The organism is Streptomyces sp. NPDC042259 (assembly GCF_055582085.1).
The window spans coordinates 999190-1023169 of record NZ_JBVJDW010000001.1 but is presented as its reverse complement, the minus strand read 5'-3'; the positions used below and the strand labels follow the sequence as shown (position 1 = coordinate 1023169).

Here is a 23980-nt window from a genome sequence, read left to right as displayed (position 1 = left end):
CTGAAATCAGCCCGTCCGGCGATTGAGGACACACGAAACCAGCCCGTCCGGTGTGGGCGGCGCCCAGCCACCCGGCATGACGAAGCCCCCGGCGACCGTGCGCGTCGCGGGGGGCTTCGTCCGTCAGGAGGGGACCGCCGGGCTACTTGCCCTCGGCCTTCGCCAGCTCGGCCAGCTCGGCGTCGGACTCACGGCCCGGCGTCGGCAGGTTGAACTTCGTGATCGCGAAGCGGAAGACCACGTAGTAGAGAGCCGCGAAGCACAGACCCACCACGACGAGCAGCCACGGCTTGGTGGCGATACCGAGGTTCAGCACGAAGTCGACCGCGCCGGCCGAGAAGCCGAAGCCGTCCTTCATGCCGAGCGCCCAGGTCAGGGCCATCGAGACACCGGTCAGCACCGCGTGGATCGCGTACAGCACCGGCGCGACGAACATGAAGGTGAACTCGATCGGCTCGGTCACACCCGTGACGAACGCGGTGAGCGCGAGCGAGAACATCATGCCGCCGACGACCTTGCGGCGCTCGGGACGGGCGCAGTGCACGATCGCGAGGCAGGCGGCCGGGAGGGCGAACATCATGATCGGGAAGAAGCCGGTCATGAACTGTCCGGCGTTCGGGTCGCCGGCGAGGAAGCGGGCGATGTCACCGTTGACGGTGCCCTTGGCGCCGTCGTACGAACCGGCCTGGAGCCACGGGAAGGAGTTGAGCAGGTGGTGCATGCCGACCGGGATCAGCGCACGGTTGGCGACACCGAAGATGCCCGCGCCGACGGCGCCCGAGCCGACCAGCCACTCGCCGAAGTTGTGCAGACCCGTGCCGAGCACCGGCCAGATGTAACCGAAGGCCACACCGATGAGCAGACCCGCGAAGGACGACAGGATCGGCACCAGACGGCGGCCACCGAAGAAGCCCGCCCAGTCGGGCAGCTTGGTGCGGTAGAAGCGCTGGTAGATCAGGGCGACGACGAGGCCTATCACCACACCGCCGAGGACCTTGGCGTCGACGGCCTGCTCCACCAGGGCGACCTTGTGGTCGACCACGGCCTCCTTCTTGGGGAGGCTGCCGTCGGTGAAGGTGCCCAGCACCTTCTGGAAGACCAGGTAACCGGCCACGGCGGCCAGCGCGGTGGAGCCGTCGGACTTCTTGGCGTAGCCGATCGCGACACCGACGGCGAACAGCAGCGCCATGTTGTCGAGGATCGCGCCGCCGCCGGCGGACATAAACTCGGCGATCTTGTTGAGGAACGCCGGGAACGACTCCCTGCCGAGCATGTCGTCCTGGCCGAGCCGGACCATCAGGGCGGCGGCGGGCAGTACCGCGACCGGCAGCATGAGGCTGCGGCCGATGCGCTGGGCGATCGCCATCGCGCCGGCGCCGCGCTTCTTCTTCTCCGGTTGCGCCTTTTCGGGCGCCGCCTTGGTGGCCGTACTCATCGGATTCCTCCAGGTGAGGCGGGCGCTCGGGAAGAGGGTCGGCCCGCTTATGGTCTACACCACTCAGTGGTTTAGACCTGTTGTAGCACGTGAAGCGGGCATAAAGGAATCCATACTTCCATGGGCTGAGCCACACGCCGAACGGCCCCCGCGTCCGTGGACTCGGGGGCCGTTCCGCCCGGCGGGCAAGGGGTCGGCGCAGCGTCACGCTCCCCTCACTTCGTGTTCCGCTATTTGACGTTCTCCTGCTCGATTTCCTCCGCTACCTCCTCCGGCTCCCGGCCCGGGGTCGGCAGATCGAACTTCGTGATCGCGAAGCGGAAGATCGCGTAATAGACGACCGCGAAACACAGCCCGATCGGAATGATCAGCCACGGCTTGGTCGCCAGCCCCCAGTTGATGACGTAGTCGATCAGCCCCGCCGAGAAGCTGAACCCGTCGTGCACCCCCAGCTCCCACGTGATCGCCATCGACACGCCCGTGAGCAGCGCGTGCACCGCGTACAGCAGCGGGGCGATGAACAGGAACGAGTACTCGATCGGCTCGGTGATGCCCGTGACGAACGAGGTCAGGGCGACCGAGAGCATCATGCCGCCGACCACCTTGCGGCGGTGCGGCTTGGCGCAGTGCGTGATGGCCAGCGCCGCCGCCGGCAGGGCGAACATCATGATCGGGAAGAAGCCCGAGGTGAACTGGCCCGCCGTCGGGTCGCCCGCCAGGAACCGGTTGATGTCACCGTGCACGACCGTGCCGTCCGGCTTGGTGTAGTCACCGAACTGGAACCACACGAAGACGTTCAGGAACTGATGCAGCCCGATCACCAGCAGGGCCCGGTTCGCCACACCGAAGATGCCCGCACCCGTGGAACTCAGATCGACCAGCCACTTGCTGAAACTCGTCAGCGCGTCACCGACCGGCGGCCAGACCCACAGGCACAGCGCCGCGAACACGATCGCCACGAACGCCATGATGATCGGAACGAGCCGCCGGCCGTTGAAGAAGCCGAGCCAGTCGACCAGCTTCACCCGGTGGTACCGCTGCCAGAACCAGGCCGCCAGCAGCCCCATCACGATGCCGCCGAACACCCCCGGATTCTGGTACCCGGCCGCCGCCGGCTCCCCGCCCGGGGCGACACACACCCCGTTCAGCAGGCCGATGGGAGTGTGCTTGGCCCCGGAGGGACAGTCGTCGGGGAACTGGTGCAGCACCGCGTAATAGACGAGAAAGCCCGCGACCGCCGCCAGCGCCGTCGAACCGTCCGCCTTCTTCGCCATGCCGATCGCCACACCCACCGCGAACAGCAGCGGCAGCCCCAGCGACGAATCCAGCAGTGCGCCGCCCGCGCCCGCCATCACCTTGGCCACATCGGTCCAGCCCAGACCGTCCTTGCCGAACACATCGGGCTGTCCGAGCCGGTTCAAAATGCCCGCGGCGGGAAGTACGGCGATCGGCAGCTGAAGACTGCGGCCCATCTTCTGGAGGTTCGAAAAGAGCGTCTGTGTCCACTTCTTCCCCGGCGCCCGCTTCTTCGACCCCTCCGGCACCGCCGCCGCGTTCGAACTCATCTGCGTCCTCCAGGCCGCCGCCCGGGCGACAGCTCCCTCGGTGTGTGCCGCATACTGGTGTAGACCACTTACGGTGCGCTGCGGGACTCCCGGAACGCACCGCCGGGTGGTCGCCATCTTTCGTGAGATGGCGGACATACGCCCGCGTAGTTGGGCTGAACGTGGGTTACCGTGTGAAAGCCGGTCGGCGAGACCGCCGAAGGGCCGAGACAACCAGGAGTGCACATGGCTTCCAAGGCTGAGAAGATCGTCGCCGGGCTCGGCGGCCTCGACAACATCGAAGAGGTCGAGGGCTGCATCACCCGACTGCGCACCGAGGTCGTGGACCCCGAGCTGGTCGACGAGGCCGCCCTCAAGGCAGCCGGAGCGCACGGCGTCGTGAAGATGGGCACCGCCATCCAGGTCGTCATCGGCACCGACGCCGACCCGATCGCCGGCGAGATCGAAGACATGATGTGAGCCACTGAGCTTCCACCAAGGGCCCCGCACCGGTTCACACCGAACCGGAACGGGGCCCTTCGTGATGCCGATAGGCTCATCACCATGTCTCGCATCGACGGCCGCACCCCCGAACAACTCCGCCCGGTCACCATCCAGCGTGGCTGGAGCAAGCACGCCGAAGGCTCCGTCCTCGTCTCCTTCGGCGACACCAAGGTCTTCTGCACCGCCAGCGTCACCGAAGGCGTACCCCGCTGGCGCAAGGGCAGCGGCGAGGGCTGGGTCACCGCCGAATACTCGATGCTGCCGCGCTCCACCAACACCCGCGGCGACCGCGAATCCGTGCGCGGCAAGATCGGCGGCCGCACCCACGAGATCTCCCGCCTCATCGGCCGCTCGCTGCGCGCCGTCATCGACTACAAGGCACTCGGCGAGAACACGATCGTCCTCGACTGCGACGTCCTCCAGGCCGACGGCGGCACCCGCACCGCGGCCATCACCGGCGCCTACGTCGCCCTCGCCGACGCCATCACCTGGGCCCAGGGCAAGAAGCTCATCAAGCACGGCCGGCAGCCGCTCACCGGCACCGTCTCCGCCGTCAGCGTCGGCATCGTCGGCGGCGTCCCGCTGCTCGACCTCTGCTACGAGGAGGACGTCCGCGCCGACACCGACATGAACGTCGTCTGCACCGGCGACGGCCGCTTCGTCGAGATCCAGGGCACCGCCGAGGCCGAGCCCTTCGCCCGCGACGAGCTCAACGCCCTCCTCGACCTCGCCGTCGCCGGCTGCGGAGCCCTCGACGCGGCACAGCGCGAGGCCCTGGCCGCCACCCTGTAACCCACTACGACCGCGGAGTGAAGCAACCGTTCGACGCCGCGCGCGCGTTCCCGGCAGTACAGAGATCCGGGCGTAAGGTCGCGAAGACCGTGTGCCCGTAGCCGTCAACGGGGAGGGACCGTCCCATGTCCGTACGCCGCACCAGGCTCGTACGCCACCGCCGCACCACCGCCGTCACCGCTCTCGCCGTCGTCGCCCTGGCCGTCCCGCTGGCCGCCGGGTGCGGCGCGGCGGAGAAGGCCGTCGACTGCGCGCGCGTCGTCGTCGGCATCGGGGAGGACGTCGACGACCTCCAGCGCGCGGTACGGGACACGGCCGACGACCCCGCCAAGGCCGACCGTGCCCTGGACGCCCTGGACGCGGACGTGAAGAAGATCAAGGACCGGACGGACAATCCGGACCTCGACAAGGTCGTCGGCCACTTCCAGGGAGCCGTCGACAACGCCCGCAAGGCCGTCGACCGCAAACAGACCCCCGACCTCGAACCCGTCAAGCAGGCGACCGGCGAGCTGACGAAGGTCTGCACGTCCAAGTAGCCCGGCCGGACCCGGGCCGAAGCGGCCCGGGACGGATAATCGGGTCCATGAAGCGCCTGATCCTCGCCACCCGCAACGCCCACAAGGTCACCGAACTCCGCGCCATCCTCGAAGGCGCCGGCCTCGACGTCGAACTCGTCGGGGCCGACGCCTACCCGGAGGTCCCCGACGTCAAGGAAACCGGCGTCACCTTCGCCGAGAACGCCCTCCTCAAGGCCCACGCCCTGGCCCGCGCCACGGGCCTGCCGGCCGTCGCCGACGACTCCGGCCTCTGCGTCGACGTCCTGAACGGCGCCCCCGGCATCTTCTCCGCCCGCTGGGCCGGCACCCACGGCGACGACAAGGCCAACCTCGACCTGCTGCTCGCCCAACTGGGCGACATCGCCGACGAACACCGGGGCGCCCACTTCGCCTGCGCGGCGGCCCTGGCCCTGCCGGACGGCACGGAACGCGTGGTCGAAGGCCGCCTGAAGGGCACCCTCCGCCACACACCGGCGGGCTCCGGCGGCTTCGGCTACGACCCGATCCTCCAGCCGCTGGGCGAGACCCGCACCTGCGCGGAACTGACGGCGGCGGAGAAGAACGCGATCAGCCACCGGGGGGAGGCGTTCCGGGGGCTGGTGCCGGTGGTTCGGGAGCTGTTGGGGTGAGGGTGCGGTGAACGTCGAAGGCCCGGCTCGCGCTTCCGCGAGCCGGGCCTTCGAATCAAAGGTGTGCGGCCGGAGGGATTCGAACCCTCAAGGGATTTCTCCCACAACATCCTAAGTGTTGCGCGTAGGCCATTCCGCCACGACCGCTAGCCGCCAGCCATGGTAGCGGCTGGCGGCTGACGGGGCATCCGGGGGCCTATGGCTTGCTTCGGTGACTCGCCCCTCGGCACCAGGTCCTGGTGATGGCATGGCAGTTGGGGCAGAGTAGACGGAGGTTTTCCCGCCGGTCGTCGGCCCAGTCGCCGCTGATGTGGTCGACTTCCAATGTCATGGGCTTCCCATGCCATACGGGACCAGTGCCGCAGTTCCCGCAAGCCTCGGGTACGCCGACCTCGCGCAACGCCCGGCGGAGCATCACCGTCTTCGTGCGTCGCGTGCCGCTGTGCTTGACCAGCACCTGCTCCGGAGTCCTTCTGGGAGTGGCCCCGGCTTTGCCGCGCTGGTGCGCCTGCCCGAGAAAATGCGATGTCGAGATGCCTTCGTCGGCTATCCACTGGCGCACCAGATCGCGCTGTCTGCTGCTGTTCGGCCTACCGAGACGCCGCAGAGCGTCGGCGACCGAGAGCGATGCGGATACCGCTTCGCGGAGAGTGGCTTCTGGCGGCCGGGGGGCGCTCCTGCGGTACTCGCGGCGGCGGAAGTGCGACACATCGATGTCGAAGTGCGCGAATCGCTGGAACAGATACCGGCGGAGGTGGCCGTAGGGGCGAGTGCCGAAGAAGGCTATGACGTCGTCGATGTCTGTGCACTGCAGCGCTGCTTCGGTCATCCGTTCCTTGGTGTAGCGGACACTGCTGCTCATCGGCTGTCTCCACGCTCCGAGGAGGCGGTAGCTGCTCGTCGCCGTTTGCCCCGTCCCCGATAAGTGTCTGTTGTCGAGTGGCAGTTGGGGCAGAGGAGTCGCAGATTCTCCAAGCGATTGTTCCGCCAGTTCCCATCGATGTGATCCACTTCGAGTGGGAGCGGGTGGCCCTGCCATATGGGGTGGGTGGTGCAGAGAGCGCAGCGGTTGGCGACGCCGCGTTCCAGCATGACTCGTTTGAGGCGATCGCTGTGCTCGCGACGAGCGCCGACAGGGTCCTGCACGACCAAGAGTTCCTCGGGCGTGCGGTGGCGTCGCTTCTTCCGCGTTCCGTGGACACCGCCGCGTGGCGGGAAGTGCGAGGTGTCGATGCCGAGTGCTCGGATCCGCCGACTGATGTGAGTGTGATGACCTCCTACGGTCTCCAGTCCGAGATTGCGTAAGACCTCGCACATGTTCGTCGAAGCGGCGACTGCGGATTCGAGGATCTCCTTGGTCCAACGAGCCCCCTCTCGTGGGAAATGCGAGGTGTCGACACCCAAGCGCTTCATACGGCCGTGGACGTAGCGCCGTGTCGAGCTCTTGGGGTCGACCCCGAGTTTCTCCAACGCCTCCGACAGCGTCCGCGACGATCTCGCGGCCTCCGCCAGACGTTCCCTGGTGTACGGGCTGACCGGCATGGCTTTCCCCTCCATTCGAGGCCACGCAAACGTTCGCGGCCTCGAACTCACCAACGAGAGGATCACCGGACAGTTACGCCATCAGTGCGACATGTCAGAACTTCGGCTCCGGCGCCGCCGAGTTGACCATGTCCGCCGCTTCCTCCTTCGTCGCCACCGACGGCGGGGAACCCTCCAGCGGCTGGCGGGCCGTTTCCTTCATGCAGGCCACCGCGACCATGCCCACCAGCGCCGCCGCCATCGTGTAGAACGCGGGCACCATGTCGCTGCCCGTGGCGCTGATCAAGCCCGTGATGACCAGTGGCGTCGTACCGCCGAAGAGGGACGTGGAGAGGTTGTAGCCGATGGACAGCGAGCCGTAGCGGACGTGGGTGGGGAAGAGGGCGGGGAGGGCGGCGGACATGGTGCCCAGCAGGCAGACCAGGGGGAGGCCGAGCAGCAGCATGCCGCCCGCCACGGAGACGGCACTGCCCTGCTTCAGCAGCCAGAACGCGGGGACCGACAGGACGAAGAAGCCGCCCATGCCCGCCATCAGCAGGGGCTTTCGGCCTATGCGGTCATTCAGGCGGCCCACGAAGGTGATGACGGTCATGAGCAGCGCCATCGTGCCGATCAGGATCAGCAGGCCGTGGGTGTCGTCGTAGTCGAGCTGGTCGGTGAGATAGGTCGGCATGTACGACAGCAGCATGTAGTCGGTGATGCCGTACGCACCGGCGAGGACGACGCACAGGGCCAGCCGCGACCAGTGGGTGACGAAGATCTGCCGCAGTTCGGTGGTCTCGCTGGTGACCTGCTCACCGGAGCCGGACCCGGAGCCGGAGCCGTTCTCCTCCTCCAGTTTCTGGAAGGCCGGGGTGTCCTCCAGCTTCAGCCGCAGGTAGAGGCCGACGAGGCCGAGCGGGCCGGCGGCGAGGAAGGGGATGCGCCAGCCCCAGTCGCCCATGGCGCCGTCGCCGAGCGTGGCGGTCATGAGCGTGACGAGACCGGCCGCGCCGACGTAGCCCGCCAGGGTGCCGAATTCGAGGAAGCTGCCGAAGAAGCCGCGGCGCTTGTCGGGCGCGTACTCGGCGATGAACGTGGCGGCGCCGCCGTACTCGCCGCCGGTCGAGAAGCCCTGGAGCATCCGGAAGCAGATCAGCAGGACCGGGGCCCAGAAGCCGATCGTCGCGTACGAGGGGATGAGGCCGATGGCGAACGTGCCGACCGCCATCAGGATCATGGTCAGCGCCAGGACGCGCTTGCGGCCGACGCGGTCGCCGAGGGGGCCGAAGAAGAGGCTGCCCAGGGGGCGTACGAGGAAGGCGACGGCGAAGGTCGCGAGCGAGGACAGCAGCCGGACCGTGTCGTTCCCGGCGGGGAAGAAGACATCGCCGATGGTGACGGCGAGGTAGCTGTAGATGCCGAAGTCGAACCATTCCATGGCGTTGCCGAGGGCCGCGGCCTTCACCGCGCGTCTGACGGTCTTCTCGTCCGTGACGGTGATGTCGGTGCGGCGCAGGCGGGGGTTCCTGCGGCGGGCGGCGGCCCGGAAGAGGGCTTTGTGGCGCTTGACCGCCTGGGGGTCGCGGTCGGGTGCGGCGTCGGCCTCGGTGGTGCTGCCGGTGGGCACGGCTCGGCTTCCTCTCGGTCGGGTCGTCGGCGTCGGTTCCGTCCGTCGGCCGCGCAACCGCGCAGTGCTGTTCGTACGGGACACGCACGAACAGCTCTTCTGCGCGATTGGCGGCGGCTCAAACCGTTCCCCGCCCCGTTCGCGAGATTGGTCACGCGCGGGGCAGCTCATGGGGCCGGGAGGGAACGCGCGGCGTGATTTCACCGTCACTCACCACAGGGGACGAATCGTCGCCCGGGAACGAGGAAGAGAACCCGATGACCGACCGCGCCGCCGCGCCTCGCTGGGCCACTTTGCGCACTGTTGTCGCGACGCTGGCGGTGGTGGGCGTGCTGGTCTGCGGCGGGTTGTGGTTCAGCGAGGCATCGGAGCGGACGAGCACGGTGGGCAAGGCCCCGAAGACGGCGGCGGCGCAGAAGGCGCGGGCGGCCGAGGAGGAGCCGACCCAGATCGCGGACGCGGCGCCGCGGCAGTTGCCGGGCGTGCGGGAGTGCGGGGTCGGTACCCCGGCCGTGCGGCCGGAGAGCATCATTTTGAACTGTTCGAACGCCGGGATGGTGGCGAGCGGCATCAAGTGGCTCAGTTATGACGCCGCGGGTGCCGACGGCCGTGGGGTGGTGCAGGTGTCCGGTGGGGCGAACGGTGCGGCGTCGGCGTCGTATCCGGCGAAGTTCCGGCTCTACGGGCCGAAGCGGGTGGACGGGCAGATGGCGTTCACCGGGCTCGAGGTGGAGTACACGGGCGCCACGCGGGTCGGGGATCCGACGGAAATCTTCTCGATCGCGTGATGGGCATCCGTGGCCGGATCGCCCTCGCGATCTCCTTCGTCACCGCGCTGGCGGTCGTGTTCCTCGGTGTGGCGGTGCACCACATCTCCGGCCTGGAGCGCGGCCGGCAGGCCATGGCGTTCCAGGACGAGCTGCTGAGTTCGGCGCTTCAGGTCTACCACCGGGACGGGACGCTGGCGCTGGGCGCGCAGCTCGACGATTCGGCGTTGCCGTTCGCGTTGTCGCAGGCGGTGGCGCGGGGCGAGTCGGGGACGTACATCAGCGGCGGTGCGGATCCGCGGGTGTGGGCGGCGACGGGGGTCGGTGACGACAAGGTGTTGTCGGTGTCGGCTTCGTATCCGGACCGGGATCCGTTGCAGACGGCGTTGGACAAGGCCCTGGTGGTGGCCGGGGTGGCGACGGTCGTGCTGATGGCGGTGGTGGCGTGGTTCGTGGCGCAGAGCCTGTCGCGGCGGTTGCGGCGCAGTGCGGCGGCGGCGCGGCGGATCGCGGCGGGTGCGGCGCCGGACGCGGAGGCGCTGGCGACGGGCGGTCGTGACGAGGTGGCGGAGCTGGGCCGGTCCGTGCATCACATGGCGGCGTCGTTGGCGGCGCGGGTGGAGGCGGAGCGGGAGTTCACGGCGGACGTGGCGCATGAGCTGCGGACGCCGGTGGCCGGGCTGGTGGCGTCGGCGGAGTTGTTGCCGCATCCGCGTGCGGTGGAGATGGTGCGCGAGCGGGCGCAGACGATGCGGGTGCTGGTGGAGGACCTGCTGGAGGTGTCCCGGCTGGACGCGGGGCGGGAGCGTGCGCAGTTGGACGCGGTGGAGCTGCCGTCGTTGGTGCACGGGATCGTCAAGCGGGCGCGTGGGCAGCGTGGTGTGGAGGACGTGGCGGTCGAGGTGGTCGGCGAGGGCCGGATCGTGGCGACGGACGCCCGTCGGGTGGAGCGGATCCTGGTGAACGTGCTGGGGAACGCGGCGAAGCACGGAAAGCCGCCGATCGAGGTCCGGGTGGAGGGGACGCGGATCGTGGTGCGGGATCACGGTGACGGGTACCCGCCGGAGCTGGTGGACCAGGGCCCGCGGCGGTTCCGCACGGCGGCACCGGAGCGTGGCACCGGGCACGGCCTGGGCCTGACGATCGCGGTGGGCCAGGCGGTGGTCCTGGGCGCGTCGCTGGAATTCGGCACGGCGCCGGGTGGTGGTGCGCAGGTCATCCTGGACCTTCCGGAGGCGGATCCGCTTCCGGGTGACTGACGATTGACGCCGCGCGGCGCGGCTCCGCGCGTCGGGTCGCTCGCACCACCGCTGCGCGGCGGTGTCCTCAATCGCCGGACGGGCTCGAATCGAGCCCGTCCGGCGATTGAGGACGCGCCCGCAGGGCGCCCGCCGCCGCAGGCGGCACAGACGGCCGGCAGCCGAAGAGACCGCCGGCCAGGCGAGAGGCCGCAAAACCGGCCGGCAGGGCGCCCGCCGCCAGGGCTACAGCCCCAGGTCCTTGATGATCTTCGCTACGTGACCGGTGGCCTTGACGTTGTAGAGGGCGCGCTCGACCTTGCCCTCCTCGTCGACGATGACCGTGGAGCGGATGACGCCCGTGACGGTCTTGCCGTAGAGCTTCTTCTCGCCGTACGCGCCGTACGCCTCGAGGACCTTCTTGTCGGGGTCACCGACGAGGGTGACCTCAAGGGATTCCGCCTCGCGGAACTTGGCGAGCTTCTCCGGCTTGTCGGGGGAGACGCCGATGACGTCGTAGCCGTGGCCGGACAGGAAGGCGAGGTTGTCGGTGAAGTCGCAGGCCTGCTTGGTGCAGCCGGGGGTCAGCGCGGCGGGGTAGAAGTAGACGATGACCTTGCGGCCCTTGTGGTCGGCGAGGGAGACCTGCTTGCCGTCCGCGTCGGGCAGGGTGAAGGCGGGGGCGGTGTCGCCGGGCTGCAGTCGCTCGCTCATGACTCTCCTCGAGGGTTTTCGTACGCCGTGTCCAGGACGTGTCGACTCCCGAGACTAGCCAGCGCCCCGATCGGGGGTGCCGCGGGGCACGGGGCCGGGGGAGCTGACAGACTGTTCATCATCAGTCTTAATCACTCTTATCGAGACGACGGAGGCCGCGCGGTGCCGGAAGCCAGGACCCCTGCGCAGATCGAGGCGGACATCGCCCGCAGGCGGAGCGAGCTCGCCGTGACGCTCGACGAGATCGGGGTGCGGATGCACCCCAAGACGATCATGGGTGACGCCAAGGCCAAGGTGGCCTCGAAGGTGGACCACACCGCCGGTCGGGCCTATGTGGCCGCGAACCGGATCGTCTCGGACGTACGGGCGCGGTTCGTGACGGAGGAGGGCGCGCCGCGGCTGGAGCGGATCGTGCCGGTGGCGATGGTCGTCGTGGGGGTGGTGGGTCTGCTCACCGTTTCCTCGCGGCGTCGTAAGGCGTAGCTCGCGCCGTCGTCGCGAGGCGTGGACGGTCGCTGCCCCGTCGTTGCCCGGCCGGCCGACGAGCCGGCGGGGGTGCGGCCGATCCGCGACCTATGGCCTCGGCATCCCGCGCGGCCAGGTACGGTCATGGCGTGAGCGCGAACACCACCCACGACAAGCTGCCCATCCGGATGCTCCACGACCGGGTGCTGGTCCGGACCGATATTCCCGAGGGCGAGCGCCGGTCGACCGGCGGCATCGTCATTCCGGCGACGGCGGCGGTGGGCCGTCGGCTGGCGTGGGCCGAGGTGGTGGCGGTCGGGCAGAGCGTCCGTACCGTGGAGCCGGGTGACCGGGTGCTGTACGACCCGGAGGACCGTGCCGAGGTGGAGGTGCGCGGGGTCGCGTACGTCCTGATGCGCGAGCGGGATCTGCACGCGGTGGCGGCGGAGCGCCTGGAAGGGGCCGAGGACTCCACGGGGCTGTACCTGTAGTCCCCGGGTCATCCCCGCCTGCGGGGATCCGTCTGGTTTGCTACGGTCGGGAGAACCCGACGAGACGCGCCGTACCGGGTCATGACAAGACGACGCACCCCTGTTGAAGCACGTTTCACGGAGGTGCCGTCATGGCATGGATCCTGCTCGCCGTCGCCGGTCTGCTCGAGGTCGGCTGGTCGGTCGGTATGAAGTTCACCGAGGGTTTCACCCGGTTGTGGCCGAGCGTGTGCACCGTCGCGGGGATCGCGGCCAGCATGCTGCTGCTGGCGCGGGCCGCGAGGACGCTGCCCATCGGTACGGCCTACGGAGTCTGGGTCGGAATCGGCGCGGCCGGCGCGGCGGTGCTCGGGATGGTGGTGCTGGGGGAACCGGCGACCGCCGCGCGGATCTTCTTCATCGTGCTGTTGCTGGTGGCCGTGGTGGGGCTGAAGGTGACCTCCGGCCATTAGGTCACCTCCCGGCGGTAGCCGGGGAGCCAGGCACCGCCGCGCGGTCCTACAGGTCCCCCAGCAGTGATTCCCGGTCCTCTCCGCCGCGGTCGTCCTGCCGCCCGTTCGGCCCGAACGGGATGATCGGTACAGACGGGAAGTCCGTCGGCGGGCCCGGGGGCGTGATCGGGGACGGGAAGTCCGTCGGTGGCCCCGGCGGGCTCGGGCGGCCGGTCGTCGGCGGGGCGGACGAGGTCGGCGGGGCGCTGGAGGTGGCGGGTGGCGGTGAGGACTCGGGTGTTTCCATCAGCGGGGTGCCGCCGCCGGCCGTCTCCAGGTCGAACTCCTTGACGGGGGTGCCCTCCAGCGCGTCGGCGGTGTACGCGGCCCAGATCTCGGCGGGGTAGCCGCCGCCGTTGATGCGGGAGAGGCCGGTCGCCCCGTAGAGGGGTTTCTGTTCGGCGCTGTCGGGGTCCTGGCCCATGACGGCGACGACGGTGGCGAGGTCGGGGGTGTAGCCCGCGAACCAGGCGGCCTTGTCCTCCTCGGCCGTGCCGGTCTTGCCCGCCGCGGGCCGCCCGGCCATCTGGGCCGCGGCGCCGGTGCCGTTGTCGACCACGCTCTGGAGGACGGAGGTGGTGGTGTCGGCGGCTTCGCGGGGGACGGCCCGCTTGGTGTCGTTGGCGGGCAGCCGGACGTTCTCGCCGCCCTTGGCGAGCTTTTGGACCAGTGAGTACGGGCCGTGCCTGCCGTGGTTGGCGAGGGTCGCGTAGGCCTGGGTCATGTCCAGGACGCTCGCGGTGGCGACGCCGAGGGCGATGGAGGGGGTGGCGGTCAGGTCGGGGGTCTTCGCGGGGATGCCGAGGGCGACGGCGGTGTCCTTGACCTTGTCGGGGCCGACGTCCTGGGCCATCTGCGCGTAGACGGCGTTGACGGACAGGTCGGTGGCCTTGGTGACGGTGACGCGGCCGTAGGACCGGCCGTCCTCGTTCGCCGGGTGGTAGCCGACGGGTCCGTTCGGTCCCCGGACCTGGCGGCCGTCGGTGCCGTCGTAGACCGTGTTCGGGGTGATCGGGCGGCCGCTTTGGGTGGTGGAGTCGTTCTGCACCGCGGAGGTGAAGACGAACGGCTTGAAGGTGGAGCCGACTTGGTAGTCGCGGCGGGTGGCGTTGTTGACGTACTGCTTGGTGTAGTCGACGCCGCCGTAGAGGGCGACGACCTTGCCCGAGCGGGGGTCGATGGAGGCACCGCCGGCGCGTACGTAGCTGTCGACCTTGCGGTCGGGGCTGAGTTCGTCCATCAGCTGCCGCTGTACGGCCGTGACGAAGGCGTCCTGTTTCTTGCGGTTGATGGTGGTGGTGATGCGGTAGCCGCCGGCGGCGAGGGTCTGCTCGTCGACGATCTTGTTGCCGGTGAGGTAGTCCTTGACGGCTTCGACGAGATAGCCGCGCTGGCCCGACATGCCGTTGCGGGCCCTGGACTTGCCGGGTGGCGGGAACTTCATCGCGGCGCGCTCGGCGGGGGTCAGCCACTTCTTCTTGACCATGCCGTCGAGGACGTAGTTCCAGCGGCCCACGGCGCGTTGCTTGTTCTCCGGGTGGGCGCCGACGTCGAAGGAGCTGGGGGCGTTGAGGAGCGTGGCGAGGTAGGCGCCCTCGGCGGTGTCGAGCTTGTCGGAGTCCTTGCCGTAGTAGGCCTGGGAGGCGGCCTGGATGCCGTAGGCGTTCCGGCCGAAGTAGCTGGTGTTCAGATAGCCCTCAAGGATGTCGTCCTTCGTCACTTCGCGGTCGAGTTTGATCGCGATGAAGAATTCCTTGACCTTGCGGGTGATGGTCTGTTCCTGGCCGAGGTAATAGTTCTTGACGTACTGCTGGGTGATGGTGGAGCCGGACTGCTTGCCCTTGCCGGTGACGGTGTTCCAGGCGGCGCGGACCATCGCCTCGGGGTTGACGGCGGATTCGGAGTAGAAGTCGCGGTCCTCGGCGGCGAGCACGGCGTGCTGCACGTTCTTCGACACCTTGGTCAGTGCGACGCTCTCCCGGTTGACCTCGCCGTCGCGGGCGAGCTGGGTGCCGTCGGCATAGAGGAAGACGTTGCTCTCGGCGACGGCGGCCTTGTTGGCCGGGGGGATGTCGACCAGCAGATACCCCGCGATCACCCCGCCCGCGATCAGCAGGATGATCAGCAGAACGCCACCGAGCAGCATGCGCCAGGTGGGCACCGCCCGGCGCCAGCCGGTGCGCTTGGGGCGGCGGGGTCCGGCGCCGCGCGGCCGGCCCGGCTGCCCCGGCCGGGTGGCCCGGCCCCAGGCCGCCCGGTCCGCCGGCGCGGCACCGCCGCCCGGCGGCCGCTGCTGTGACTGCTCGTCGCTCATGTCTGTAGGGACTCCTCGGCCGTCGTCGGGGGTTCAGCCGCGGCGAACGGTGTTGTCGGGCCGTACCGATGTAGTCGTCTGCCCCGGAAAGCACTCTCGCACCATGCGGTCCGTGCCGAAGCGGCGTGGCGCACCCGCGGCAGCTGTAAAGAGCCGTTTGGGTCAGGCCGATCACTCCGGGGAGTGAAAAAACCCGTGGTCCGGGCCGGAGCCGTACGGCTAAGCTCCTGCGCTTTGGGGTCAACGGACTAACGAGGTTCAACGACGAGAGGTGACACGGGGATGCGCCTGTACGTGGCCGTGGCGGTCAGCGGCTTCCGCCGGTACGCCACGTACCGGGCCGCTACCGCGGCCGGGGTCTTCACCAATACGGTCTTCGGCTTCATCGTCGCCTATACGTTCATCGCGCTGTGGGACGAACGCCCGCACCTGGGCGGCTACGACCTGGCCCAGGCCCTGACCTTCGTCTGGGTCACGCAGGCGCTGCTGGCCGGGGTGGCCCTGATGGGCGGCGGTTTCCACGAGGAGCTGCAGGAGCGCATCCGCTCCGGCGACATCGCCGTCGACCTCTACCGTCCCGCCGATCTCCAGATGTGGTGCCTCGCCGGTGATCTGGGCCGGGCGGCCTTCCACCTGCTCGGGCGCGGTATCGGGCCGCTCGCCGTCGGGGCCCTGGCCTTCGACCTGGCGCTGCCCCCCGGTCCCGGCCCGTGGCTGGCCTTCGCGCTCTCGGTGCTCCTCGCCCTCCTCGTCAGCTTCGCGCTGCGCTACCTGGTGGGATTGTGTGCCTTCTGGCTGCTCGACGGCGCCGGGGTCAGCATGATCGCCGTCCTGCTGAGCGCCTTCTTCACCGGCCTGCTGCTGCCGCTGATGGTCTTCCCCGGTTCCTTCGGCGAGATCGTGCGGCTGCTGCCCTGGGCGGCGATGCTTCAGGTGCCGGTCGACGTCCTGCTCGGGCGGCACAGCGGCCCCGGCCTGGCCGGGGCGCTGGCGTTCCAGGCGGGCTGGGCGGCGGCGCTGCTCGCCGCCGGCCGTGGTCTGCAGTCGGTGGCCACGACCAAGGTGGTGGTGCAGGGTGGCTGAGACCGCCGAAGCCCCGCTCCGGGAGGCCGACGGCCCGCTGGCCGGGCTCGCGCACGGCTTACGGGCCTACGGGCTGATCGTCGCGATGTGGGTGCGCTCGACGATGGCCTACCGTGCGTCCTTCGTGCTGATGACGGTGGGCAACTTCGTCGGCAGCGGGCTCGATTTCGTCGCGATCCTGCTGATGTTCTCGCACATCGACGCCCTCGGCGGGTTCTCGCTGCCGGAGATCGCGCTGTTCTACGGGGCCACCAGTGCCTCGTTCGGCCTCGCCGACCTCCTGCTCGGCAACGCCGAGCGCGTCGGACGGCGGGTGCGCGACGGGACGCTCGACATGCTGCTGGTGCGCCCGGTGCCGGTGCTGGTGCAGATCGCCGCCGACCGTTTCGCGCTGCGCCGGCTCGGGCGGATCACCCAGGGCCTGGTGGTGCTGGGGTGGGGGCTCGCCCGGGCGGACATCGCGTGGACGCCGGTGGACGTGGTGCTCGTACCGGTGATGGTGATCAGCGGGGCGGGGATCTTCGCGGCCGTCTTCGTCGCGGGGGCCGCCTTCCAGTTCTGGGCGAGCGACGCGTCGGAGGCCCAGAACTCCTTCACCTACGGCGGTTCGACCCTTCTGCAGTACCCGCCGACGGTGTTCTCGCGGGAGCTGGTGCGCGGGGTGACGTTCGTCGTCCCGCTCGCCTTCGTCAACTGGCTTCCGGTGCTGCGGCTGTTGGATCGCGAGGACCCGTTGGGGCTGCCGGGGTGGGCGGACTTCTGCGGCCCGTTGGTCGCGGTGGCGCTGATCGCGCTCTCGGGGATGGCGTGGCGGGCGGGCCTCAGGAACTATCGGAGTACGGGGAGTTGAGCGCGACCATGGGTGACCGCGATGACGCATTCATCGAGCTGGAGGGTGTCGAGAAGGTCTTCGACGTCCGGCGCAGGACGGGCTTCCTGCGGCGCGAGCGGCAGCAGGTGCGGGCGGTGGACGGTATCGGCTTCACCGTGCCGCGCGGGCAGATGGTCGGCTACATCGGCCCCAACGGCGCCGGGAAGTCCACCACGATCAAGATGCTGACGGGCATCCTCGTGCCCAGCGCGGGCCGGCTGCGGGTGGCGGGCGTCGACCCCGCCCGTGAGCGCACCCGGCTCGCCCGCCGGATCGGGGTGGTCTTCGGGCAGCGCACCACACTCTGGTGGGATCTGCCGCTGCGTGACTCCTACGCGCTGGTGCGCCGCATGTACCGCGTGCCCGAGGCCCGTTACCGCGCCAACCTGGAGCGCTGCGTGGACCTCCTCGACCTGGGCGCGCTCCTGGACGTGCCCGTGCGGCAGCTCTCCCTGGGCCAGCGGATGCGGGGCGACATCGCCGCCGCCCTGCTGCACGACCCCGAGGTGCTCTACCTCGACGAGCCGACCATCGGTCTTGACGTGATCAGCAAGGCGAAGGTCCGGGAGTTCCTGCGGCAGGTGAACACCGAGCGGGGCACGACCGTGCTGCTCACCACGCACGACCTGACCGACATCGAGCAGTTGTGCGAGCGGGTGATGGTGATCGATCACGGGCGGCTGGTCTACGACGGCGCCCTGGAGGGGCTGCACGCGGCCGGGGAGAGCGAGCGGACGCTCGTGGTGGACCTGGAACGGGAGCTGCCGCCGATCGAGGGGGTGCCCGGGGCGCGCACGGTCAGGGTCGAAGGGCCGCGCCAGTGGCTGGCATTCGCGGCGGACCGCAGTGCGGCGCCGATCGTGGCCGCGGTGGCCGAGCGGTACCCGTTGGTCGATCTGTCGGTGCGGGAGCCGGACATCGAGGCCGTCATCGCGAAGATGTACGCGGAGCGCCCGGCGTCGTAGCCGGGCTCGCTAGGCTGTTCGTCATGATGAGCGAGCTTCCGGACATGCGGGCGTCCGACGCCGAGCGCGAGCGGGTCGCGGAGGCCCTGCGGGAGGCCGTCGCCGAGGGGCGGCTGGACATGGCGGAGTTCGAACAGCGGCTGGACGCGGCGTACAAGGCCCGTACGCACGGCGAATTGGCCCCGCTGGTACGGGATCTCCCGGCGCCCGGGGCGGCGTCCGTACTCGTCCCCGGTGTGCCGTCGGCGCCGGTGGCGGACGCGAGCTGGGCGGAGCGGATCGGCGGTGCGCCGACCTCCAAGGGGGCCGTCGGCATCATGGGCGGCTTCGCGCGCAAGGGCCGCTGGACCGTGCCGCGCGTGTTCACGGCGTTCTGTCTGTGGGGCGGTGGCGAGATCGATCTGCGGGACGCGCGGTTCGAGGACCGCGAGGTGGTCATCCGCTGCTTCGCGATCATGGGCGGAATGCAGGTCACCGCGCCGCCGGACCTCGACATCGAGGTCTCCGGCGTCGGCATCATGGGCGGTTTCGGCGACCGGGGCGGCGATGTGGCCGCTCCCGGCTCCCCGCGGGTGAAGGTCACCGGCTTGGCCGTCTGGGGCGGTGTCGGCGTCGAACGCAAGCCGGCGCGGGCCGAGCGCGAGCGGCTGCGCGAGGAGCTGCGGCAAGAGCGCCTGGAGGGCGAGCCGCGGGACCGGCCGGGCGGCGGCGAGCCGCGCAAGCGGCTGGAGTGAGCGGGCCCGGTACCCCTACGGCCTGGTGACCCCGTACGGCCTGGTGGCGGTGTGCACCGGGCCGTACGCGCGTTGGGTGCTCACAGGGTGGCGGAGGCCTGGCCCTTGAGGGTTTCGAGGTCGACGGCCTGCGCCATGGCCCGGTAGCCGGCGTCGCTGGGGTGGAGGTGGTCGCCCGAGTCGTACAGCGGCAGCAGCCGCTCCGGGGCCGCCGGGTCGCGCAGGGCCGCGTCGAGGTCCACGACGTCGTCGAAGACGTGCCCGGACCGGATCCGCTCGTTGACGGCCTGGCGCACGGCCTCCTGGACGGGCTTGCCGCCCCGGTGGCCGCCGAAGGGCGTCAGCGTCGCCCCGACGACGCGCAGCCCGCGCGCGTGTGCCCGCTCGACCAGTGCGCGCAGGCCCGTCGTGATCCGGCCGGGGTCGGTCTGCTGCGGGAGCCGGAGGATGTCGTTGATCCCCAGCTCCATGACCACCACTCGTACGCCCGTGCGGCTCAGGACGTCGCGGTCGAAGCGGTCGAGGGCGCTGGGGTTGTTCGCGGGCACGGTGGCCGAACTGCCGAGCAGCACGCGGTTGCCGCTGATGCCCTGGTTGAGCACGCCGTAGGCGGGTGCGCCCGGCTCGGTGCGCAGCCGGGCCGCGAGGAAGTCCGTCCAGCGGCGGTTGGCGTTCGGGGTGGAGGTGACGCCGTCGGTGATCGAGTCGCCGATCACGGCGACGGCCCCCTTCGCGGTCTCGCTCCAGACGTCCACGGCGGTGACGTAGCGCCAGTACTTGGTCCTCGTCGGGTAGAGCGAACCGTCGGAAGTCTCTACCCGGTCCCCGTGCGCCAGGTAGGAGGTCTGGCGGGCGTGCGGGTGGTGGGTGACCGGGCCCGAGGGGGTCGGTGAGTACGTGGTGACGAGCAGATCGGTGGCCTGCGGGACGGCGAGCCGGACGGGGTCGCTGATGACGGCGTGCCCGGCGGGGATCGTCACCGTGGGCCGTGCGCCGAACGTCAGCCGGCGCATGCTGCCGGGCGCCGCGCCGGCGGTTCCGGGCCCGGCGGCGAGCGCGAGGGAGACATGGGTGAGGGCCAGCGGCCGGGTGCCGTAGAGGTTGGAGAGCTGGACGCGCGCGCCGGTGCCGCCGATGGTGGTGTGCACGACGTTGCGGATCGACTGTCCGGCGTAACCGTTCGGCGTGTTCGGCTCGGCGGACGACGGCGAGGTGGACCAGGAGCCGGTCCACGCTCCGGAGGCGGCCGGCGCGTCGGCCCGGCCGGGCTCGGGCACCTTGGCCACGGAGCGGCCCTCGGGCCCGCCGACCCCGAGGAATATCGCGGTCGAGACGAGGATCACGAGGGCCGCCAGCGCGGCGAGCACGGCGTAGGCCGTACCGCGGGGCAGGGGAGGCCTGTTCATGGGCGGATTTCTCCTGGCAGGGGTATCGCGGAGCGGCGGGCTCCGGAGGGCTCCGGGGGGGGTCGGAACCACGGGACGGGACGGGCACTGATCAGTGACAGCGCCCTCGCGGTCCGATCGCCCCACCATGATCCCACGGTGCGGTGCGGGTGTGCTGAGCGGCGCAAGGGCGCGGGAACCGGGACACGTCACATGCGACGTGTCAGACGCCGGGAACTCCGGGTCCGTTCCCCGAGTACCCCGGGTAGGGACAATGCACATGACGACGGCCGGAACGGGTGGTACGCGTGATTCAGTCCAATGCGGAGGAGTCGGCGGCGGGGGAGTCGGCCGCCGCCGAAAGGGTGACGCCCGCGCGCCCCGGCGGGTTCACCTACAGCGCGGCGGACGAGGAGAAACGGCGCGGCGTGCGCCGGATGAAGGCCACGGCGACCGGGCTGCTGGCCCTCGTCGCCCTGGTCTACGCCCTCGCGAAGTGGGCGCACTCCTCCGGCGCGGGCGGCTGGGCGGCCTATGTGGCGGCCGCCGCCGAGGCGGGCATGGTCGGCGCGCTCGCCGACTGGTTCGCCGTCACCGCGCTCTTCCGGCGCCCGATGGGCCTGCCCATCCCGCACACCGCCATCATCCCGACGAAGAAGGACCAGCTGGGCGTGTCGCTGGGCGAGTTCGTCGGGGAGAACTTCCTCTCCGGCGACATCGTGCGCGGCCGGCTGCGCGCGGTCGGCATCGGCTCCCGGCTGGGCACCTGGCTCGCCGATCCGGAACACGCCGACCGGGTCAGCGCCGAGCTGGCCACGGCGCTGCGCGGCGCGCTGACCGTCCTGCGCGACGCCGACGTCCAGGCCGTCGTCGGCGAGGCCATCAACCGGCGGGCCGACGCCCAGGAGATCGCCCCGGGCCTCGGCGCGATGCTGGAGAAGATCGTCGAGGACGGCGGCCACCACCGGGTCGTGGACCTGGTGTGCGTCCGCGCGCACGACTGGCTCGTCGAGCACAGCGACTCGGTGATGGACGCCGTCACCGGCGGCGCCCCCGGCTGGACGCCGCGCTTCGTGGACCGCAAGGTCGGCGAGCGGGTCTACAAGGAACTGCTGCGCTTCGTGACCGAGACCCGCGACATGCCGGACCACCCGGCGCGCGGCGCCGTCGACCGCTTCCTCGCGGACTTCGCCCGGGAACTGCGGTCCGACCCCGACACCCGCGAGCGGGTCGAACGGCTGAAGTCCGAGGTGCTCGGCCGGGCGGAGGTACAGGACCTGATCGCCTCCGCGTGGGGCTCGGTACGGGCGATGACGGTCGCGGCGGCCGAGGACGAGCGCAGCGAACTGCGGATGCGGGTCCGCGCCTCGATCCTCTCCCTGGGCGCGCGCATGACGAGCGACGACCGGCTCCGCGCGAAGATCGACGGCTGGCTGGAGGACGCGGCCGTCTACGTCGTGACGACGTACCGGGACGAGATCACGCTGCTGATCACGGACACGGTGGCGAGCTGGGACGCCGACCAGACCACCCGCAAGATCGAGGCCCACATCGGCCGGGACCTGCAGTTCATCAGGATCAACGGCACGGTGGTGGGGGCACTGGCGGGCCTGGCCATCTTCACGGTGTCGCGCTTGCTGGGGGCGTGAGCCGGTGCGCTTGCCGCGCGGGTCGCCCTTTCGACCTTTCGACTTTTCGGCGTTGCGGCCGCGCGGGCCGGCCGGTGCCGTTGGTGCTGCCGGTGCCGCTGGTGCCGCCTGCGGCGGCGAGCGCCCTGCGGGCGCGTCCTCAATCGCCGGACGGGCTGGGTGTCGCTGAGCCCAGCCGGTACCGCCCGCACGGTCCGGGCCTTCGCCCCCGCTACCGCGCCCCGCACAGGTGGGTCTCATGGTCGTTCGGTGGAGGACTCATGTGGCCGGGGGCACGGCGGTGCGCCCGACTTCTACCGTTGTCTCCAGTGAGTTCATGACATCAGCCAAGGAGTCAACGCGTGTCGATGAGAAACAAGTTGTCCGCGCTGCTTGTGTCGGTGGCCGCCGCGACCGCTGCCACGGTGCCGGTTTCCACGGCTCACGCGGCCGACGGGTACGACCGGTGTCCCGATGGGTACTACTGCATGTTCTCGGGCCTCGACGGCACCGGCGACATGATCAGGCTGCGGTCGAACACTCCGGACCTGGCCGCGCTCGGCATGAACGACCGGGCCAAGTCGGACTGGAACCGGACGGCTTCGACCGTCTACCTCTGGTCCGACACGAACTACTCCGGCTGCACGGCCGTGACGTCTTCGGGCCCGACCGGCAAGGGGAACTTCTTCCCCACCTACCAGGACTTCTTCAGCTCGGTGCAGTTCGACGGACCGGGCGGCCCGAGCTGCGGTACGCCGCCTGGCGAAGGGGGCTGAACCGAGCGCTTCGGGTCACTGCTTTCGCCGCTGCCGGGCGGATGACCGAGACCGCCGAGCCACGGCTGCCCGGCCGGCCAGAACGACGACGGCAGCCACCGCGACGACGCGGGTGACACTCCACGTCGTGCCGGTAACCGACCCCTGAAGCGAGGCTTCGGCAGTGAGCCTCACTGAGGTCTCGACCACGGCTATCAACGGAATCAACAGTTCCGAGTTCCCTGCGAAGGGTCCTCCAGGTTCACCGCCGACCGGTAACCTCCCTGCCGCAGTTTGGTCGCGTAGTAAGCGATCACGCCTGCAGCGAGCGACAGCGGGGCCAAGGTGACGGACCTGAACCTGGATCCGCATGCGAGACCCACGCAAAAGGCCAGCGCCGCCCAGAACCAACCTGCCGCCAAGACCAGGTGGAGCACGTGGCCCGCAGGGGCCTCGACCGGTTCAAAGAGCGGGGCGAGAACTCCGAGCGTCGCACCGGCTATCAGGGCGGCCGCAGACGCCGGCAGGTAAGAGCGTGAAGTGGACACGAGGGTCGGAAGAGTCCTTTTCGATAGCGAAACGCTGGCCCTGGCCCCGGGCGACTCGAACCGGGTACGACGTCGCGACCGCACCGAACCTCGGCCACCCTGGGGCAGTGGCGTGGCCGAGGACGTGACGGGCGGTGTTTCCCCGGAGGCTGCCGCTCCGGCGGGACGGCGGCACCCGTGCCGTCACGGATCAGACGGTCGAGGCGGGTGCCGCCCAGCGCGCCGTTCCCACGCAGGTGGTGCCCCAGCGGATGCCGCGCCGCGCGATGTGGGCCACGTGCCGTGCCGCCGACCGGTCCGCTGCGCGGGCGTCCCGTGGGGACGGCCTGATGGGTGGTGCCAACTCCGCCGGGCGCAAGGCCCCGTAGTCCGTGAACCGCCGGGTTCCGCAGTCGTTACAGCGCGCCTCGCCACGGGCCTGCGTCCAGCCCGACCGGTGTCCGCAGCCTCTGGGCCGGCCGCAACCCGCGCCCTTCACAGCGCGTGCGCCCTGCGTCGGTGCGAACGTACGGCGACCAGGGCGTCACCGGCCTTCTCGTCGTCGCCGCCCGCGACGGCCCGCCGCCGGGCGGCTTCGAGTTCCGTGCACTCGGCGCAGTTCATCAGGCTCGAACCTTTCGCACGTGCCGCCGCCCGCTCCTCGCTCGTCGCCAACCGTAGGGCTCCCGCCGGGACTTCCCATTCCAGGCCGCCGCCGGGCGCTCTGACCTGTACGCGGTCGCCGACATGTCCGAGTACTTGTACGAGTCGTCCCTCGCGGGTGTCCACTACGAACGCGCCGACCCTGTATGTCATCGACTCCGCACCTTCCCTATGCCGGTTCGTTGCGCTCTCCACGATGGGCTCCACCAAGGTTGAAGCGCAACCTTGCGCTTCATGGTTGACCCCTGTGGGTGAACGCTGGTGGCAGACGGCCGAG

25 protein-coding genes, 1 tRNA gene and 1 riboswitch are annotated in these 23980 nt (G+C 70.3%); of the genes, 15 read left to right on the top strand and 11 right to left on the bottom strand.

What is annotated here, in order from left to right:
- Nucleotides 1–142: 142 nt before the first annotated feature.
- Together ACZ6MA_RS04635 and ACZ6MA_RS04630 are read right to left on the bottom strand one after the other, a co-directional pair.
- Entirely contained in the window at nt 143–1435 is a 1293-nt protein-coding gene (locus tag ACZ6MA_RS04635; protein ID WP_469430985.1) for a PTS transporter subunit EIIC, read from the bottom strand.
- A 230-nt stretch (nt 1436–1665) separates the two neighbouring features.
- Nucleotides 1666–3000 (bottom strand): PTS transporter subunit EIIC, encoded by a 1335-nt coding sequence (locus ACZ6MA_RS04630; RefSeq protein WP_469430984.1) that lies wholly within the window; start codon nt 2998–3000, stop codon nt 1666–1668.
- Nucleotides 3001–3225: 225 nt separating this feature from the next.
- Between ACZ6MA_RS04630 and ACZ6MA_RS04625 the strand changes: the two genes are divergently transcribed.
- The 4 genes from ACZ6MA_RS04625 to rdgB all read left to right on the top strand — a co-directional run bounded on the left by ACZ6MA_RS04625 (nt 3226) and on the right by rdgB (nt 5461).
- Nucleotides 3226–3459 carry a PTS sugar transporter subunit IIB gene (locus ACZ6MA_RS04625; protein ID WP_469430983.1) on the top strand — a complete coding sequence of 78 codons (234 nt, stop codon included), beginning with the start codon at nt 3226–3228 and terminating at the stop codon, nt 3457–3459.
- Between the two features lie 84 nt (nt 3460–3543).
- Nucleotides 3544–4275 carry a ribonuclease PH gene (gene rph, locus ACZ6MA_RS04620; RefSeq protein ID WP_469430982.1) on the top strand — a complete coding sequence of 244 codons (732 nt, stop codon included), beginning with the start codon at nt 3544–3546 and terminating at the stop codon, nt 4273–4275.
- Between the two features lie 125 nt (nt 4276–4400).
- Nucleotides 4401–4811: a hypothetical protein gene (locus ACZ6MA_RS04615; RefSeq protein ID WP_469430980.1), complete on the top strand. Its 411-nt coding sequence runs from the start codon at nt 4401–4403 to the stop codon at nt 4809–4811.
- 47 nt (nt 4812–4858) lie between these two features.
- Nucleotides 4859–5461 (top strand): RdgB/HAM1 family non-canonical purine NTP pyrophosphatase, encoded by a 603-nt coding sequence (gene rdgB, locus ACZ6MA_RS04610; RefSeq protein WP_469430978.1) that lies wholly within the window; start codon nt 4859–4861, stop codon nt 5459–5461.
- Between the two features lie 64 nt (nt 5462–5525).
- On the opposite strand, the gene ACZ6MA_RS04605 is transcribed toward rdgB, so the two are convergent.
- From ACZ6MA_RS04605 to ACZ6MA_RS04590, 4 genes are all read right to left on the bottom strand, one after another.
- Nucleotides 5526–5608, bottom strand: a tRNA-Leu gene (locus ACZ6MA_RS04605).
- 49 nt (nt 5609–5657) lie between these two features.
- Entirely contained in the window at nt 5658–6323 is a 666-nt protein-coding gene (locus ACZ6MA_RS04600) for an HNH endonuclease (protein WP_469430977.1), read from the bottom strand.
- Complete coding sequence (locus ACZ6MA_RS04595; RefSeq protein WP_469430976.1) at nt 6320–7003, bottom strand: HNH endonuclease signature motif containing protein; 684 nt, start codon at nt 7001–7003, stop codon at nt 6320–6322. The genes ACZ6MA_RS04600 and ACZ6MA_RS04595 overlap by 4 nt, the downstream gene beginning before the upstream one ends.
- A gap of 94 nt (nt 7004–7097) precedes the next feature.
- The gene (locus ACZ6MA_RS04590; RefSeq protein ID WP_469430974.1) at nt 7098–8612 is read right to left on the bottom strand and encodes an MFS transporter; all 1515 of its coding nucleotides are present in this window, start codon (nt 8610–8612) and stop codon (nt 7098–7100) included.
- 257 nt (nt 8613–8869) lie between these two features.
- On the opposite strand from ACZ6MA_RS04590, the gene ACZ6MA_RS04585 reads away from it, so the two are divergent.
- Both ACZ6MA_RS04585 and ACZ6MA_RS04580 read left to right on the top strand, forming a co-directional pair.
- A complete protein-coding gene (locus ACZ6MA_RS04585) occupies nt 8870–9400 on the top strand; it encodes a hypothetical protein (protein WP_469430973.1) in 531 nt (176 codons plus the stop codon).
- A complete protein-coding gene (locus ACZ6MA_RS04580) occupies nt 9400–10638 on the top strand; it encodes a sensor histidine kinase (RefSeq protein WP_469431207.1) in 1239 nt (412 codons plus the stop codon). The genes ACZ6MA_RS04585 and ACZ6MA_RS04580 overlap by 1 nt, the downstream gene beginning before the upstream one ends.
- A gap of 225 nt (nt 10639–10863) precedes the next feature.
- Here the strand turns inward: ACZ6MA_RS04580 and bcp are convergent, their stop codons facing one another.
- A complete protein-coding gene (gene bcp / locus ACZ6MA_RS04575; protein ID WP_469430972.1) occupies nt 10864–11331 on the bottom strand; it encodes a thioredoxin-dependent thiol peroxidase in 468 nt (155 codons plus the stop codon).
- 162 nt (nt 11332–11493) lie between these two features.
- On the opposite strand from bcp, the gene ACZ6MA_RS04570 reads away from it, so the two are divergent.
- The 3 genes from ACZ6MA_RS04570 to ACZ6MA_RS04560 all read left to right on the top strand — a co-directional run bounded on the left by ACZ6MA_RS04570 (nt 11494) and on the right by ACZ6MA_RS04560 (nt 12739).
- On the top strand, nt 11494–11814 hold the full coding sequence (locus ACZ6MA_RS04570) for a DUF3618 domain-containing protein (RefSeq protein ID WP_469430971.1): 321 nt from the start codon (nt 11494–11496) through the stop codon (nt 11812–11814).
- Nucleotides 11815–11984: 170 nt separating this feature from the next.
- Nucleotides 11985–12287: a GroES family chaperonin gene (locus tag ACZ6MA_RS04565; RefSeq protein WP_049719557.1), complete on the top strand. Its 303-nt coding sequence runs from the start codon at nt 11985–11987 to the stop codon at nt 12285–12287.
- A 35-nt stretch (nt 12288–12322) separates the two neighbouring features.
- A riboswitch (guanidine-III (ykkC-III) riboswitch) is annotated at nt 12323–12386 on the top strand.
- A 32-nt stretch (nt 12387–12418) separates the two neighbouring features.
- Nucleotides 12419–12739: a DMT family transporter gene (locus ACZ6MA_RS04560; protein ID WP_469430970.1), complete on the top strand. Its 321-nt coding sequence runs from the start codon at nt 12419–12421 to the stop codon at nt 12737–12739.
- A gap of 46 nt (nt 12740–12785) precedes the next feature.
- On the opposite strand, the gene ACZ6MA_RS04555 is transcribed toward ACZ6MA_RS04560, so the two are convergent.
- Nucleotides 12786–15092, bottom strand: a complete 2307-nt coding sequence (locus tag ACZ6MA_RS04555) for a transglycosylase domain-containing protein (protein ID WP_469430969.1) — start codon at nt 15090–15092, stop codon at nt 12786–12788.
- A 282-nt stretch (nt 15093–15374) separates the two neighbouring features.
- Here ACZ6MA_RS04555 and ACZ6MA_RS04550 point away from each other — a divergent pair, with 282 nt between their 5' ends.
- The 4 genes from ACZ6MA_RS04550 (at nt 15375) to ACZ6MA_RS04535 (ending at nt 18745) form a co-directional block, all read left to right on the top strand.
- Complete coding sequence (locus ACZ6MA_RS04550; protein WP_469430968.1) at nt 15375–16175, top strand: ABC transporter permease; 801 nt, start codon at nt 15375–15377, stop codon at nt 16173–16175.
- An 85-nt stretch (nt 16176–16260) separates the two neighbouring features.
- Complete coding sequence (locus ACZ6MA_RS04545) at nt 16261–17025, top strand: ABC transporter permease (protein WP_469431205.1); 765 nt, start codon at nt 16261–16263, stop codon at nt 17023–17025.
- Between the two features lie 8 nt (nt 17026–17033).
- On the top strand, nt 17034–18011 hold the full coding sequence (locus ACZ6MA_RS04540; RefSeq protein ID WP_469430967.1) for an ABC transporter ATP-binding protein: 978 nt from the start codon (nt 17034–17036) through the stop codon (nt 18009–18011).
- A gap of 23 nt (nt 18012–18034) precedes the next feature.
- The gene (locus ACZ6MA_RS04535) at nt 18035–18745 is read left to right on the top strand and encodes a DUF1707 SHOCT-like domain-containing protein (protein ID WP_469430966.1); all 711 of its coding nucleotides are present in this window, start codon (nt 18035–18037) and stop codon (nt 18743–18745) included.
- An 80-nt stretch (nt 18746–18825) separates the two neighbouring features.
- Here ACZ6MA_RS04535 and ACZ6MA_RS04530 read toward each other — a convergent pair whose 3' ends face one another.
- Nucleotides 18826–20151, bottom strand: coding sequence for an SGNH/GDSL hydrolase family protein (locus ACZ6MA_RS04530; protein WP_469430965.1), 1326 nt, complete (start codon nt 20149–20151; stop codon nt 18826–18828).
- A 344-nt stretch (nt 20152–20495) separates the two neighbouring features.
- Here ACZ6MA_RS04530 and ACZ6MA_RS04525 point away from each other — a divergent pair, with 344 nt between their 5' ends.
- A complete protein-coding gene (locus ACZ6MA_RS04525) occupies nt 20496–21779 on the top strand; it encodes a DUF445 domain-containing protein (protein ID WP_469431204.1) in 1284 nt (427 codons plus the stop codon).
- A gap of 347 nt (nt 21780–22126) precedes the next feature.
- Nucleotides 22127–22534 carry a peptidase inhibitor family I36 protein gene (locus ACZ6MA_RS04520; RefSeq protein WP_469431202.1) on the top strand — a complete coding sequence of 136 codons (408 nt, stop codon included), beginning with the start codon at nt 22127–22129 and terminating at the stop codon, nt 22532–22534.
- 717 nt (nt 22535–23251) lie between these two features.
- On the opposite strand, the gene ACZ6MA_RS04515 is transcribed toward ACZ6MA_RS04520, so the two are convergent.
- Together ACZ6MA_RS04515 and ACZ6MA_RS04510 are read right to left on the bottom strand one after the other, a co-directional pair.
- Entirely contained in the window at nt 23252–23539 is a 288-nt protein-coding gene (locus ACZ6MA_RS04515) for a DUF6255 family natural product biosynthesis protein (RefSeq protein WP_469430964.1), read from the bottom strand.
- A complete protein-coding gene (locus ACZ6MA_RS04510; protein WP_469430963.1) occupies nt 23536–23856 on the bottom strand; it encodes a hypothetical protein in 321 nt (106 codons plus the stop codon). The genes ACZ6MA_RS04515 and ACZ6MA_RS04510 overlap by 4 nt, the downstream gene beginning before the upstream one ends.
- Between the last annotated feature and the right edge of the window lie 124 nt (nt 23857–23980).

What these genes read in the sequence shown, in the direction of transcription:
- ACZ6MA_RS04635 (WP_469430985.1), bottom strand. Translation starts at nt 1,435, where the DNA reads ATGAGTACGGCCACCAAGGCGGCGCCCGAAAAGGCGCAACCGGAGAAG.
- ACZ6MA_RS04630 (WP_469430984.1), bottom strand. Translation starts at nt 3,000, where the DNA reads ATGAGTTCGAACGCGGCGGCGGTGCCGGAGGGGTCGAAGAAGCGGGCG.
- ACZ6MA_RS04625 (WP_469430983.1), top strand. Translation starts at nt 3,226, where the DNA reads ATGGCTTCCAAGGCTGAGAAGATCGTCGCCGGGCTCGGCGGCCTCGAC.
- rph (WP_469430982.1), top strand. Translation starts at nt 3,544, where the DNA reads ATGTCTCGCATCGACGGCCGCACCCCCGAACAACTCCGCCCGGTCACC.
- ACZ6MA_RS04615 (WP_469430980.1), top strand. Translation starts at nt 4,401, where the DNA reads ATGTCCGTACGCCGCACCAGGCTCGTACGCCACCGCCGCACCACCGCC.
- rdgB (WP_469430978.1), top strand. Translation starts at nt 4,859, where the DNA reads ATGAAGCGCCTGATCCTCGCCACCCGCAACGCCCACAAGGTCACCGAA.
- ACZ6MA_RS04600 (WP_469430977.1), bottom strand. Translation starts at nt 6,323, where the DNA reads ATGAGCAGCAGTGTCCGCTACACCAAGGAACGGATGACCGAAGCAGCG.
- ACZ6MA_RS04595 (WP_469430976.1), bottom strand. Translation starts at nt 7,003, where the DNA reads ATGCCGGTCAGCCCGTACACCAGGGAACGTCTGGCGGAGGCCGCGAGA.
- ACZ6MA_RS04585 (WP_469430973.1), top strand. Translation starts at nt 8,870, where the DNA reads ATGACCGACCGCGCCGCCGCGCCTCGCTGGGCCACTTTGCGCACTGTT.
- ACZ6MA_RS04580 (WP_469431207.1), top strand. Translation starts at nt 9,400, where the DNA reads ATGGGCATCCGTGGCCGGATCGCCCTCGCGATCTCCTTCGTCACCGCG.
- bcp (WP_469430972.1), bottom strand. Translation starts at nt 11,331, where the DNA reads ATGAGCGAGCGACTGCAGCCCGGCGACACCGCCCCCGCCTTCACCCTG.
- ACZ6MA_RS04565 (WP_049719557.1), top strand. Translation starts at nt 11,985, where the DNA reads ATGCTCCACGACCGGGTGCTGGTCCGGACCGATATTCCCGAGGGCGAG.
- ACZ6MA_RS04560 (WP_469430970.1), top strand. Translation starts at nt 12,419, where the DNA reads ATGGCATGGATCCTGCTCGCCGTCGCCGGTCTGCTCGAGGTCGGCTGG.
- ACZ6MA_RS04555 (WP_469430969.1), bottom strand. Translation starts at nt 15,092, where the DNA reads ATGAGCGACGAGCAGTCACAGCAGCGGCCGCCGGGCGGCGGTGCCGCG.
- ACZ6MA_RS04550 (WP_469430968.1), top strand. Translation starts at nt 15,375, where the DNA reads ATGCGCCTGTACGTGGCCGTGGCGGTCAGCGGCTTCCGCCGGTACGCC.
- ACZ6MA_RS04545 (WP_469431205.1), top strand. Translation starts at nt 16,261, where the DNA reads ATGTGGGTGCGCTCGACGATGGCCTACCGTGCGTCCTTCGTGCTGATG.
- ACZ6MA_RS04540 (WP_469430967.1), top strand. Translation starts at nt 17,034, where the DNA reads ATGGGTGACCGCGATGACGCATTCATCGAGCTGGAGGGTGTCGAGAAG.
- ACZ6MA_RS04535 (WP_469430966.1), top strand. Translation starts at nt 18,035, where the DNA reads ATGATGAGCGAGCTTCCGGACATGCGGGCGTCCGACGCCGAGCGCGAG.
- ACZ6MA_RS04530 (WP_469430965.1), bottom strand. Translation starts at nt 20,151, where the DNA reads ATGAACAGGCCTCCCCTGCCCCGCGGTACGGCCTACGCCGTGCTCGCC.
- ACZ6MA_RS04520 (WP_469431202.1), top strand. Translation starts at nt 22,127, where the DNA reads ATGAGAAACAAGTTGTCCGCGCTGCTTGTGTCGGTGGCCGCCGCGACC.
- ACZ6MA_RS04510 (WP_469430963.1), bottom strand. Translation starts at nt 23,856, where the DNA reads ATGACATACAGGGTCGGCGCGTTCGTAGTGGACACCCGCGAGGGACGA.